This window comes from Neobacillus sp. DZ-9 (assembly GCF_059587065.1).
Genome location: NZ_JCAIOL010000001.1, coordinates 75,781 through 88,787, shown reverse-complemented (window position 1 = coordinate 88,787; position 13,007 = coordinate 75,781). Strand labels below are relative to the sequence as shown.

Sequence of the window (13,007 nt, the reverse complement as noted above, 5' to 3'; positions counted from 1 at the left end):
TAATAAAATAATAGCAGATAATATTTAAAAAATTGTGAATAGTAACTATTTGTACTATAATTATCTTAATATACGCTACAAGGGGGAGATCAAATGAAAGTGGAAGCGTTACCAGTTGTTCAAGGAGATTATAATTTACAAAATTATGAGGAAATGTATAAGAATTTTGACTGGAAAGAAACTGAAAAGCAATTCTCTTGGAGTGAAACAGGTCTTGTGAATTTGGCCTATGAAGCGATTGACCGCCATGCAGAAACCTTCCGTAAAAATAAGGTTGCCCTTTATTATCGTGACGGGTCAAGGAACGAAAAGTATACCTTTAAAGAGATGAAGGAGCTTTCCAATAAGGCTGGGAATGTTCTAAAAAATTACGGCGATGTTGAAAAAGGCGACCGTGTATTCATTTTTATGCCTCGATCACCTGAGCTTTACTTTACTGTTTTAGGTGCGATTAAACTTGGTGCCATTGTCGGCCCATTATTTGAAGCATTTATGGAAGGTGCAGTCAAGGATCGCCTGCAGGATAGTGAAGCTAAGGTATTGGTTACAACACCTGAGTTATTAGAAAGAGTTCCTGTCAACGAATTGCCTGCATTGAAGCATATTTTCCTTGTCGGCAAAAATGTAGAGGAACAGGGCCCATATATTAATTTTATAGAAAAATTTGAATCTGCAAGCAAAGAACTTAATATTGAATGGGTTGAAAGAACAGACGGTCTAATCCTGCATTATACATCCGGATCTACGGGAAAACCTAAAGGGGTATTGCATGTACATAATGCAATGATCCAGCACTATCAAACAGCAAAATGGGTGCTAGATTTAAAAGAGGACGATGTATACTGGTGTACTGCCGACCCTGGCTGGGTTACCGGAACCTCCTACGGCATTTTTGGACCATGGTTAACTGGAACATCGAATGTCATTATCGGCGGCCGCTTTAGTCCTGAATCCTGGTATCAAATGATTGAAGATTTTGGGGTTACCGTTTGGTATAGCGCCCCAACTGCCTTCCGCATGCTAATGGGTGCTGGTGATGAATTAGTAAAAAAATTCAACCTAAGCAGTCTTCGCCATGTTTTAAGTGTGGGTGAACCGTTAAATCCTGAAGTCGTTAAATGGGGTGTGAAAGTATTTAATCACCGAATCCATGATAACTGGTGGATGACAGAAACTGGAGCCCAGCTGATTAGCAATTACCCTTGCATGATGATTAAGCCGGGTTCAATGGGCAAACCAATTCCAGGTGTTAAGGCCGCTATTGTGGACGACCAAGGGAATGAACTTCCGCCATATCGAATGGGGAATCTTGCGATTAAAAAAGGATGGCCTTCCATGATGCATGCAATCTGGAATAATCCTGAGAAATATGAATCCTATTTTATGCCGAGCGGCTGGTATTTCTCTGGTGACTCTGCATATATGGATGAGGATGGTTATTTCTGGTTCCAAGGTCGAATTGATGATGTAATTATGACATCTGGTGAACGGGTAGGACCATTTGAAGTAGAAAGCAAGCTTGTCGAGCATCCAGCGGTTGCAGAAGCAGGCGTCATTGGTAAACCAGACCCTGTCCGCGGAGAAATTATTAAAGCATTCATCGCTTTAAGGGATGGCTATACGGCTTCAGATGAGCTGAAAGAAGAAATCAGACAATTTGTAAAAAAAGGCCTCGCCGCCCATGCTGCCCCAAGAGAAATTGATTTCCGTGACAAGCTGCCAAAAACACGAAGCGGAAAAATTATGCGCCGTGTCTTAAAAGCTTGGGAACTGAATTTACCAGCAGGCGACCTTTCAACACTAGAGGACTAAAATATCAAAAAACACAAGAGAATTTATTTTCTCTTGTGTTTTTTGATGTTTATTTTGTGGATTGGCGGTGTTCAATCCGATGTGGAAGAATGACAATGTTCTCTGTCGTTTTCTCTTTATTCATCAGCTTAGTTAAAAGACGCATGGCAACGGCTCCGATATCATATAACGGCTGGACAATGGTTGTCAGCTGAGGACGAACCATGAGTGAAAGTCTTGTGTTATCCGAGGTAATAACCTCAAAATCCTCAGGAATTTTATAGCCTTTATCCTCTGCACCATGAACCACACCTAATGCCATTTCATCAGAACCGACAAGGATAGCTGTAGGAAGCGTCTCGGCTTCAAGCAATTTTTCAAACGCTTCAATACCAGAATCATACGTATAGTCACCTTCAACGACAAGATCCTCATTATAAGGAATTCCTGCTTCTTGAAGAGCACGCTCATAGCCTTTTAATTTCTTTTGGGCATTTTTAGGTTCATGAAGCGGACCAATTACGAAAGCGATGTTTTTATGCCCTTTTTCAATGAATTCCTTTACTGAATCATAAACCGCTTCTTCGTAATCAATGTTGACAGAAGGAATCTTGTCTGATTCTTCAATTGAGCCGGCAAGGACAATTGGAACAGGTGATTTTTCAAATTCCTCAACATGATCAGCGGTAATATTCCCTCCCATGAAAACGATGCCATCCACCTGTTTCCCTAGCATTGTGCCTAATAAATGTAATTCTTTCTCTTTGTTTTGGTCGGAATTACTTAAAATGATATTGTATTTATACATAGTTGCAATATCTTCAATACCTCGTGCTAATTCAGCAAAAAAGATATTGGAGATATCAGGGATAATGACTCCGACTGTTGTTGTCTTTTTACTTGCCAATCCTCTAGCAACCGCATTTGGACGGTAGCCCAGTCGTTCAATAACTTCTAATACTTTTTTGCGGGTTACTGGCTTTACATTTGGATTTCCATTCACTACGCGTGAGACTGTTGCCATGGAAACATTAGCTTCGCGGGCAACATCATAAATGGTAATATTCACGTTTAAACACTCTCCTAAAACGATCCTTATTTCTCTTATTTTACAGCAGCTAGTAAAAACCTATCCGCTTTGTGAGAAAATATACAAATTGATATATGTCTTTAACTATACGATAAGAAGATTAAACCTGCAATTGCATTGGTCACATTTTCTATTTTTTTCAACAAAAAACCTTCTGCAGGCAAATGCAGAAGGTTTTTCTAAATGATAGCAATATTAAATCCGGACAAAGTTTGATTTAAGTAATTCGTTATAGAATTGATCAAACTGGTCAAGATTCATTTGCTGCTGTGCGTCTGATAGGGCAACAGCAGGGTCTGGATGAACTTCAGCCATCACGCCGTCTGCACCAATTGCAAGTGCAGCCTTAGCAGCTGGAAGAAGCAAGTCTCTTCTTCCTGTGGAATGTGTTACATCGACCATTACCGGCAAATGGGTTTCTTGTTTCAAAATAGGAACTGCTGAAATATCAAGCGTGTTTCTTGTTGCTCTTTCATAAGTTCTAATCCCGCGTTCACAAAGGATGATTTGGCCATTTCCTTGTGACATAATGTATTCTGCCGCATTAATAAACTCTTCTATTGTTGCTGCAATACCTCTTTTTAATAATACTGGCTTCTTAACAGCACCAGCCGCTTTTAATAGTTCAAAGTTTTGCATATTTCTGGCGCCGATTTGAATGACATCAATGTAATCAATCGCCATTTCAATATCAGCAGGGTTTACGATTTCACTAATAACAGCCATATCAAATTCATCGGCAACACGTTTTAAAATTTTTAATCCTTCTACTCCTAAGCCTTGGAAATCATATGGAGAAGTTCTAGGCTTATACGCACCACCACGAAGAAGCTTTAGACCTTTATCTTTCATGGCCTTTGCCACAGTCGCTACTTGTTCATAGGATTCAACAGCACATGGTCCAAAGACAAAATGCGGCTTACCATCGCCGACCTTTTCACCCTTTAAGGTTACAATGGTGTCCTCAGGCTTTTTCTTTCTTGAGACAAGTAATGCTTTTTCATGATCATCTTTTTGTAGATTTAAGCCAGCTTTAAAGATTTCTTTGAAGATATGATCGATGGTTGCATCTTCAAACGGCCCATCGTTGTGCTCCTTGATAACCTCAAGCATTTTTCTTTCTCGGACTGGATCGTAACGGTATACTCCTTGATTACCTTTTACTTGTCCAATCTCTTGGACGAGGTGAGCTCTTTCATTAATTAGCCTCAACAACTCCAAGTTTACTTCATCTACACGCGCTCTCAATTGATCCAATTGATTTGTACCCATTACGCATCCCCATCCTTTCTTTTGCAAATCAGTATTATTATTCTTTCGGCAAATGTTTACTGGTTCACAAGGTTAAAAATTTGAAATTTTAAAACATTTTTTAATTAGGCTTTATTATAGCGGAAATTAATTTTTTTGTCACTTCTTTTTTCTTTAATAGTTAGACGCTTTTAAGCACTAAAGTACTCATTGTATATTTGTATATATTTAAGTAATTTATGTTTTTCAATATGAAAATGTGAACAAATTACAAGCTATTTTTATATATTTTCATTTATAGCATTTGCCAAAGAGCGGTTGGTTATTTTCCAATGGGAAGCATTCCACTTAGCTTCTCCGTTTGAAAACAGAATAGCTTGTGGGGATTCATGTTTAATTTGAAATTTATCGGCAACATCATTAGAAAGTTGGCGTGAATCCTGAACAGCTAAGAAATACGTTGGGATATCCTGGTTTTCATCTGAATATTTTTCATATTCCTTATACGCCGCATGACTAATTGGACAAGTTAAACTATGCTTTAACAAATAAAATTTACTTTCTTTTTGGAGCAAATCCTCAAATTGTTCGACTGTATCAATTTTTTCTAACATAAAAAAACCTCCCTAAAATAAATAAAACGGTGAAGTAATTTTATCACTTCACCGTACCTATAACAAATAAACCGATTTAAAGCTTGACCTTACTTTCTTCTTCTTCCAAAGCCCTTTCTGCTTCCTCTATTCTTTTCCGTATTTCATCATTGTCTACTGTTGACTCAATATCTATTTTTTTCGAAAAAGTTGGTTTTGGTTTCCCTATCGAAATATAAGCGGGAGCTGATTCTTCTCCAGCTTCAGCTTTAATTACTGTTTTGTTCTTCGCCTTATTTAACAGCCCTGATGATTGCTGGATTAAACCTTGTGAAAGTGAAGTGGTTTTTGATGCCAAATCATTGCTTTTACTCACTACATTTTCCCGTAAATCGGCAGTTTTTTCCATGATGGAATCTGCTTGATTACTTAAAGTAATGCGCAGTTCTTTCCCAGTCTTTGGAGCCAAAAGCAGTGCCGCAGCAGCACCGACAGCTCCTCCGATTAAAGCTCCTAATAAGAAGCCTGATGATGATCCTTCATTTCGGGTTTGGTTTGTTTCTCGAGATTCATAATCTCTATTTGACATTTATATTACCTCCCTTAATTTATTTAATGTGCTCTGATTCTCGGTTTAACTTCAGAATTAACTTCATTATTTACTTGCTTTCTTGCCTGCCACTTGTCCTTTAATTCGAGGAGAATATTGCTCCATTGAATGATTTGCGCAACCTTTTCCTTGCTATCCTCTACTGTCTGGTCTACCGAGGTTGTGATGCTTTTAAGCGTTCCATTAAATCCGGCAATAGTTGTACCAACATCCTTTACCGCTGTTACCACACTATTTAGGTCCTTGGATTTTTGATGAATATCCTCCGCCAATGCATTCGTTCTTTGTAACAGCAGGTGAGTTTCACCCATAACGGCATCAAGTTGTTTTTCTAATCCCTTTAACGTGCCGGAAACTCCTGTCAATGTCTCTTGAAGCGATTTAAGCGTTTTCGATAAATAGATGACAAGCACAAGAAACGCAATCGCGATCAAGGCTACGCTTAAGTATAAAATAATTTGCATTGTGATACCTCCGCCTTAACTCTATCATTATGTATTACCCATCAGTGATGGATATAAACCTCGCTAATAATCTTATACTACTTCAATATTTTTGTCTTCAATTCCTGCCATTTGTTTTAAAAAGTTCATCCGTAAATCAGTAGTTGGAACTTTATCTATGAACTTTCCTTCTTGTTTCGGTTACAATAATACTTGTATGTCATTTTTTCTGTTGGAGGCGTTATGATGAAGGATCCTCGTATTGAGAAACTAGCTAAAAATTTAATTAATTATTCCGTGCAGCTTCAAAAAGGAGAAAAAGTGCTGATTGAAAACTTTGGGCTGCAGCGGGAGCTTGTCACAGCCCTTGTGAAAGAAGCCTATGAAGCTGGCGGTTACCCATTTGTTTTAATCAAAGATCATCAGGTTGATCGTTCTTTATTATTAGGTGCACAGGAAGAACAGTTTAATATGATGGCTGAGTTTGAAGCGAATGTTATGAGTAAAATGGATGCATACATAGGGCTGCGTTCAGGCAGCAACATCAATGAACATGCTGATGTTTCAGATGACAAAATGAAAATCCATGGTAATACCATTGGCAAAAAGGTACACCGCGATATCCGTGTCCCTAAAACAAAATGGGTTGTTCTCCGCTACCCGACTTCAAACATGGCACAACTAGCAAAAATGAGTACCGAAGCATTTGAAGACTTTTATTTTGATGTTTGTAACCTTGATTACGGAAAAATGGATAAAGCCATGGATAGTCTGGTAGACTTAATGAACCGTACAGATAAAGTCCGCATTACCGGTCCTGGTACAGACCTGACTTTCTCTATTAAAGATATTCCAGCCATTAAATGTGCTGGAAGATTAAATATCCCAGATGGGGAAGTATATACCGCTCCTGTCCGGAATTCAGTAAACGGGTTCATTACTTATAATACGCCATCACCATACCAAGGCTTTACCTTTGAAAATGTGAAGCTAACCTTTAAGGATGGAAAAATAGTTGAAGCAGAAGCAAATGATAGTTCTAGGATAAATAAAATCTTTGACACCGATGAAGGAGCGCGCTATATCGGGGAGTTTGCAATTGGGGTCAATCCATATATCCTCAATCCAATGCAGGATATTTTGTTCGATGAAAAAATAGCCGGCAGCTTCCATTTTACCCCTGGCCAATGCTATGATGATGCCTTTAATGACAATCATTCTAACATTCATTGGGATATGGTCAATATCCAGCGCCCTGAATATGGAGGCGGCGAAATGTATTTTGATGATGTGCTAATCCGAAAAGATGGTCTATTTGTCCTTCCGGAGTTAGAGTTATTAAATCCTGCTAAATTGAAGTAAGAAAAAAGGATGCCGCATGTGACGGCATCCTTTTTTCTTTATTGTACAACTTCTTTTTCATAGGATTCTTGAAATTTTTGAATGTCTCCGGCACCCATAAAAATAATGACGCTGTTGTTAAAATCTTTTAACACTGAAGTGTTTTCTTCAGAAAGCAATTCAGCCCCAGGAATTTTATCCTGTAAATCCTTTATGGACAGCTTGCCGTGCTTTTCACGGGCAGAACCGAAAATTTCACACAAATAGGCTTTGTCGGCCCCTCGCAAGCTTTCCGCAAAATCATCTAAGAATGCCTGCGTCCGTGTGAACGTATGAGGCTGGAATACTGCTATAATTTCGCGGTCAGGATATTTTTGCTTTGCAGCCTCAATGGTTGCTTTAATTTCAGTCGGATGGTGGGCATAATCATCAATTAAGGTTTGGGAACCCATATTTTTTTCGGAAAATCTTCTTTTTACACCTTGGAAAGTCATTAATCTTTCCTTGACCGTTTCTGCATTGATTTCTTCATAATGGCATAAACCAATGACCGCTAATGCATTTAATACACTGTGGTCACCGAAGGTTGGAATGGAAAAGGTATCATAAAAAGTATTTCGTATAAAGACATCAAAGGTAGTCCCATTCGTCGTCTTCACGAGATTTTTAGCCTGATAGTCATTTTCGTCCGCAAATCCGTAGAACAAGACTGGAACTTTTGCCTGGATTTTTTGCAGTTGTTCGTCATCTCCAAAAGCAAATATCCCTTTTTTTACTTGGACTGCCATCTCCTGAAAAGCAGAAAATACGTCATCAATATTGGCGAAATAATCAGGATGATCAAAGTCAATATTGGTCATGATTGCATAGTCAGGGAAATAGGATAAGAAATGCCTTCTATATTCACAAGCTTCAAAAACAAAGTATTCTGCGCCTTCCTCCCCCTTACCTGTCCCATCACCAATTAAAAAGGATGTTGGCTTGGCACCAGCGATAACATGGGACATCAGCCCTGTTGTTGAAGTTTTCCCGTGTGCGCCAGTAATGGCGACACTCGTAAAATTTTGCATAAAATCGCCTAAAAAGCGATGGTAACGTACTATAGGAAGTCCGAGCTCCATAGCCCTTTGAATTTCCTCATGGGTATCGGGAAAAGCATTCCCAGCAATAATCGTCATTCCTGGCTTGATATTTTCCTTTTGAAAGGGAAGGATCTTGATCCCTGATTTTTCAAGGGAGACCTGAGTAAAAAAGTGCTTTTCGACATCGGAGCCCTGCACTTGAAATTTCATATCATGAAGAACTTGTGCCAGTGCACTCATTCCAGACCCCTTTATACCTACAAAATGGTAAATAGTCATAGAAGAACCTCCAACCAACGTCTATCTGTAAAACAGTATATGACATCTGTCTGTATTTGCTAACAAGAAAAGTGGATGTGCTTATGCACATCAATCGTCCAAATTACTTTCTAAATAAATTCATTTCATTATTATAACATTGTTTATTCATAAAAACTATTTACGTCATAGAAGCTTTATTCTGTTTAACTTTGCTTTATATATTATTTGTTCGCGTTAATAAAGAATACTATAGATTAACTAATAATACTAGAATCTTGAATTGACTCTAAGTCAGCCTCCGTAATCAATACATCCCGCGCTTTGCTGCCATTGGCACTTGTAATATATCCATTCTGCTCGAGCATATCCATCAATCTTGCCGCGCGGTTATAGCCAATCTTAAAGCGCCGCTGCAGGCTCGAAGTAGACGCACCGCCTTGATCGACAATGAATTCACAGGCTTCAAAAAACAGTTCATCTTCCCCTTCTGCGACTTGTGCTTTTTTTAGAAGCTCATCCTGCTCGAACAAATAGTCAGGCTCCCGCTGCTCCCTGACATGTGCCACAACAATATCAATTTCTTCATCAGATACAAATGTGCCCTGCAGGCGGACTGGCTTTGAAGAGCCATTTTCTAAAAATAACATATCACCGCGGCCGAGCAGTTTTTCCGCCCCGCTAATGTCGATAATGGTACGAGAATCGACCTGTGAGGAAACAGAAAAGGCAATTCTTGTAGGGATATTTGCCTTTATTAATCCGGTAATAACGTCCACTGAAGGCCTTTGCGTTGCAACGATAAGGTGAATTCCGCAAGCCCTTGCTTTTTGGGCAATCCGGCAAATGGCTTCTTCGACATCCGCAGGAGACATCATCATTAAATCAGCCAGCTCATCAATGATAATCACGATAAACGGAAGCTTATCTGAATATCTTTTATGCTGAATCGCTAATTCATTAAATCGGCCTATGTCACGAACACCCGTGTGGGCAAACAGTTCATAGCGTCTTTCCATTTCATCTACAGCCCATTTTAATGCTGCGGTTGCTGCTTTCACATCCGTAATGACAGGGCTGACTAGGTGTGGAATCCGATTGTATGGTGCAAGCTCGACCATTTTCGGGTCAATGAGCAAAAGCTTTAAATCATCAGGACTCGCTTTAAATAACAGACTTACCAAAATTGTGTTAATACAAACACTTTTACCAGAGCCAGTTGCTCCCGCAATTAAGCCATGGGGCATTTTCTTAAGGTCGGTTACAATAGGGTTGCCGGCAATATCAAGCCCCAGCACAGCCGTTAGTGGTGAAGCTGCTTCTTGAAAAACACGGTTCCCGATAATTTCGTTGATCATCACGGGTCTTGATTTTTGATTAGGCACTTCAATACCAATCGTGTGTTTTCCTGGGATAGGCGCTTCGATTCGAATATCCCTTGCTGCAAGACTAAGCTTTATATCATCGCTTAAATTAGTTATTTTATTTACCTTTACTCCTGGCTCCGGCTGGACCTCAAAACGAGTGACAGACGGCCCCTGTGTAACATTGACGACACTTGCCCCTACATTAAAATTTTGTAGGGTTTGATTTAATAGGTCCTGTTGATAGTAAATCCAGTCATTATCCTTTTCTTCCGATATTGGTGGGCTTAATAAGCCGGAATCCGGAAACCTATAACCGTCTCGAGGGGCTGGGGGTTGATAGCTTTCATCCTTCTTTTCAGGTTCTTGAGCGCTTGCTTGAACGATTTCAATATTTCTTGACTCTTTTATCGGCCTTTGCTCCCGATCTTCTCTTCTAGTTCTTTTTCTTGCTTCCCATTTTTCTTTATCTTGTTTGAGCATCATTACATTAAAAGGTAATTTTGAGCGCATAGGTCTTGATGTTTCTGGCTGCTCAATTGGTTCCTCAACGATAATCTCTTCTTCAACATCATTATTTTCATATAGTTTTTCGTTCTGTTCAGGTTCAACTGGTATAGGAATAACTTCGGCCATCTCTTCTTCCTTAACAGCTATCTGCACATTATTATCGTCCATAACCGAAACAATCTCTTCTGTTTCATAGACTGTCTCTACAGTTGCAGCGATTAAATCTAGCTTGCTTTCAGATTCTTCTTCTAAAAAATGACTTAATTCATGCTCGATGATAGAATCCATTTTTTTAGGCCTATTAAATCCAAAAACAGGTGAGGGGATTTCTGTTGGATGAAAGGGACCGCGCATATTCGCTGGCTGTTCTTTCTTTGGAATTGGTGCTTTAATATTTTCTTTTGGCGTTTCCTTTTTTAGCGTTGGTCTATCAGTTTTCTCTTTCCTTACCCTTTTTTCCGGAATTACTGCCGATCTTCTTTTTATTGCAGGGGTGTCTTCAATTGTCCGTCTTTTGCTGATTGGACTGTGAGAAGATTTAATTTCACATTTGGGATATTGATAAGAAATTCTAAGCTCTAAATCCTTAATGTTATCATCATTATTCAGAAATGGATGGCCATCGGTTTTTTTATTATTTATTGTTAAATGGGCAAATTCCTCTTCCTCATCTTTTTTAAACCTTTGAAAAAAGTCTTGGATCCAACTCAAAACTATCACTCTTTCTCTTTCATCTATCATTCTATTTTATCAGTAATTGATATTTTTTCGACATAATTCCACTGAATTAGCCGAAATTTATTCGAATGAATGAAAAAAGACCACCTAGAATGTGATCTCTTTGAATTCTATTTTATTTATTTTTCCCTAAAATAAAAATAGGCTCTAATTCCCCATTTTCGTATAAAAAGGATAACGCTGTAATCGGGACACGGCCATTAGCAAAAAAGCTCATAGCCATTTGCGCTAATACATCGTATCCCCGGTCATTACGGATATCACCGATTATTAATACATCTTGATGCGGCACGGCAACCACCATCGTCCCGGTAATTTGTTTCTCAATATCATTTAGGAAGCCTTTATTTAATATCCTGCTGGCATCATACCCATCATTGGTGTTAAGAAAATAAAAGGTATTACCGGCAACCTGATCCTCTTTTAGTGGCGTTGTCAGCGATCTTACATTAAATAGGGCAATCTCCTTTATTCGAGAATGGACCCACCCCTCTTTTTTCATAACGCGTGCGTCAATTAATCGGTAGGTTTTACCCATATCATAGGCATAATATATTTTTGTTTCAGCTGTATGTTCATCGATTAAAAACGGGACCCCCTCCTCTGCTTCCTTTGGAAAAGATGAGGAGCGAATGACAGGGAAAATCCTTTTTTCGTGATCCGTTAATTGGACGGTGTCCTCCATAGCACGCAGGCCTTCTTCAACATAATAAACAACTTCATCGATAGCCTTTTCATTTTCCACATTCCATTTGGCCACTATCCCAGGCAAGGAAATGGTAATCCCTTTCTTGACTACTTCACTTTCGATTCGAAGCTGATCTTTTTCACGGTCATAAGTTATAAGTCGATCTTTTGCAGCCAACCGTGCTTCTAATTCTTTACGCATTTTGTTACTATCCATTTTCAACATGCATCCCTCCCTAAAAGGGTATTTCCCTTATTGTACAATAAAAAACTCCCATCTCAAAAGGAGAGGGAGCTAGTTGGTATTATGATTTCAACCCCGTGATAAATCCTTCAATTTCTTCTTGCGTTTTGCGATCCTTACTTACAAAACGGCCAAGCTCTTTCCCGTTTTCATATGCAATAAAGCTTGGAATCCCAAATACATCTACTTGCTGGCATAGATCAATAAATTGATCGCGGTCAATATGGATAAAGGTATATTCCGTAAATTTCGCTTCAATTTCAGGCAGCGCTGGTTCAATAAAACGGCAATCACCACACCACTTTGCTGAAAACATAAAAATCGTTTTCCCATTATCTTTTAGCTGTTCAAATTCCTCGATTGATTCTAAATGTTTCAAATTCAACGCCTCCGTTTGAATTATCTCGATCTTCTCAAATCATATCAGCCATTCTGCCGATTAGTCCATCGATATGCATTTTTGAACATGTACACTGACTTGCCTATTATTTACTAAACTTAACTGAATTAACAATTTGCATCATCGCTTTACCATCTTCAACCAAGTCACTGGTCTCCGTCTGTGTCGTTATTTTTGTGCCGCCAATTCCGACTGTCAGTTCGTTTTGATCATCATCTAATTCCTTTATCGTTAAAAAGCCAAATTTACTGTCAGAGGTAAACTTTTCATTTGTATTAAGCCTCTTATACTGATTAACTGTTCCTTTATAAACCACTTCACTTAAGCTGTCTTCCTGAGGATTTACGAAAAGTATATAGATCTTGGAACCATTTTTTAAAATGATGTTATTGGGTTTTTCATCTTTTATTTTATAACCATTGGGTAAATAAAAATGAATTTTTCCACTCTTTTCATTTGACTGTTCCGCTTTTTCCTGTAAGGCTGATTTCACAGTTTTTATTGTGTTTTTACTTTCATCCTTCAATGAAGCATGGCTGCAGGCTCCTAATACAAAAAATAATAAGCTCAATATGGTAATAGTTTTAAAAAGTTTCAGGATGCAC

Annotated in this window: 12 protein-coding genes; 2 read left to right on the top strand and 10 right to left on the bottom strand. The window is 38.7% G+C overall.

All coding sequences use genetic code 11. The features are described from left to right. Positions 1-93: 93 nt before the first annotated feature. Positions 94-1,812 (top strand): acetate--CoA ligase, encoded by a 1,719-nt coding sequence (gene acsA / locus AC59HZ_RS00455; protein ID WP_496543964.1) that lies wholly within the window; start codon positions 94-96, stop codon positions 1,810-1,812. Positions 1,813-1,861: 49 nt separating this feature from the next. Here acsA and ccpA read toward each other — a convergent pair whose 3' ends face one another. The 5 genes from ccpA to AC59HZ_RS00430 form a co-directional block, all read right to left on the bottom strand. Next, a complete protein-coding gene (ccpA, locus tag AC59HZ_RS00450) occupies positions 1,862-2,860 on the bottom strand; it encodes a catabolite control protein A (RefSeq protein ID WP_496543963.1) in 999 nt (332 codons plus the stop codon). 216 nt (positions 2,861-3,076) lie between these two features. After that, positions 3,077-4,153: a bifunctional 3-deoxy-7-phosphoheptulonate synthase/chorismate mutase gene (locus AC59HZ_RS00445; RefSeq protein ID WP_496543962.1), complete on the bottom strand. Its 1,077-nt coding sequence runs from the start codon at positions 4,151-4,153 to the stop codon at positions 3,077-3,079. Positions 4,154-4,413: 260 nt separating this feature from the next. After that, complete coding sequence (gene ytxJ, locus AC59HZ_RS00440; protein ID WP_496543961.1) at positions 4,414-4,746, bottom strand: bacillithiol system redox-active protein YtxJ; 333 nt, start codon at positions 4,744-4,746, stop codon at positions 4,414-4,416. Positions 4,747-4,822: 76 nt separating this feature from the next. Further along, the gene (locus tag AC59HZ_RS00435) at positions 4,823-5,314 is read right to left on the bottom strand and encodes a YtxH domain-containing protein (RefSeq protein ID WP_496543960.1); all 492 of its coding nucleotides are present in this window, start codon (positions 5,312-5,314) and stop codon (positions 4,823-4,825) included. 23 nt (positions 5,315-5,337) lie between these two features. After that, positions 5,338-5,799, bottom strand: coding sequence for a DUF948 domain-containing protein (locus AC59HZ_RS00430; RefSeq protein WP_496543959.1), 462 nt, complete (start codon positions 5,797-5,799; stop codon positions 5,338-5,340). Positions 5,800-6,024: 225 nt separating this feature from the next. Between AC59HZ_RS00430 and AC59HZ_RS00425 the strand changes: the two genes are divergently transcribed. After that, positions 6,025-7,140, top strand: a complete 1,116-nt coding sequence (locus tag AC59HZ_RS00425) for an aminopeptidase (protein WP_496544627.1) — start codon at positions 6,025-6,027, stop codon at positions 7,138-7,140. Positions 7,141-7,178: 38 nt separating this feature from the next. On the opposite strand, the gene murC is transcribed toward AC59HZ_RS00425, so the two are convergent. From murC to AC59HZ_RS00400, 5 genes are all read right to left on the bottom strand, one after another. Then, a complete protein-coding gene (gene murC / locus AC59HZ_RS00420; RefSeq protein ID WP_496543958.1) occupies positions 7,179-8,480 on the bottom strand; it encodes a UDP-N-acetylmuramate--L-alanine ligase in 1,302 nt (433 codons plus the stop codon). Between the two features lie 236 nt (positions 8,481-8,716). Then, positions 8,717-11,044 carry a DNA translocase FtsK gene (locus AC59HZ_RS00415; RefSeq protein ID WP_496543957.1) on the bottom strand — a complete coding sequence of 776 codons (2,328 nt, stop codon included), beginning with the start codon at positions 11,042-11,044 and terminating at the stop codon, positions 8,717-8,719. 142 nt (positions 11,045-11,186) lie between these two features. Next, positions 11,187-11,975, bottom strand: coding sequence for a DUF1444 domain-containing protein (locus AC59HZ_RS00410; protein WP_496544626.1), 789 nt, complete (start codon positions 11,973-11,975; stop codon positions 11,187-11,189). An 88-nt stretch (positions 11,976-12,063) separates the two neighbouring features. Then, complete coding sequence (locus AC59HZ_RS00405) at positions 12,064-12,381, bottom strand: thioredoxin family protein (protein WP_496543956.1); 318 nt, start codon at positions 12,379-12,381, stop codon at positions 12,064-12,066. Between the two features lie 106 nt (positions 12,382-12,487). After that, positions 12,488-12,973, bottom strand: coding sequence for a hypothetical protein (locus tag AC59HZ_RS00400; RefSeq protein ID WP_496543955.1), 486 nt, complete (start codon positions 12,971-12,973; stop codon positions 12,488-12,490). Between the last annotated feature and the right edge of the window lie 34 nt (positions 12,974-13,007).

Excerpts from the sequence above, each read along its gene's own strand:
- AC59HZ_RS00425 (WP_496544627.1), top strand. The coding sequence starts at position 6,025 with ATGAAGGATCCTCGTATTGAGAAACTAGCTAAAAATTTAATTAATTAT.
- AC59HZ_RS00410 (WP_496544626.1), bottom strand. The coding sequence starts at position 11,975 with ATGGATAGTAACAAAATGCGTAAAGAATTAGAAGCACGGTTGGCTGCA.
- murC (WP_496543958.1), bottom strand. The coding sequence starts at position 8,480 with ATGACTATTTACCATTTTGTAGGTATAAAGGGGTCTGGAATGAGTGCA.
- acsA (WP_496543964.1), top strand. The coding sequence starts at position 94 with ATGAAAGTGGAAGCGTTACCAGTTGTTCAAGGAGATTATAATTTACAA.
- AC59HZ_RS00445 (WP_496543962.1), bottom strand. The coding sequence starts at position 4,153 with ATGGGTACAAATCAATTGGATCAATTGAGAGCGCGTGTAGATGAAGTA.
- AC59HZ_RS00430 (WP_496543959.1), bottom strand. The coding sequence starts at position 5,799 with ATGCAAATTATTTTATACTTAAGCGTAGCCTTGATCGCGATTGCGTTT.
- ytxJ (WP_496543961.1), bottom strand. The coding sequence starts at position 4,746 with ATGTTAGAAAAAATTGATACAGTCGAACAATTTGAGGATTTGCTCCAA.
- AC59HZ_RS00435 (WP_496543960.1), bottom strand. The coding sequence starts at position 5,314 with ATGTCAAATAGAGATTATGAATCTCGAGAAACAAACCAAACCCGAAAT.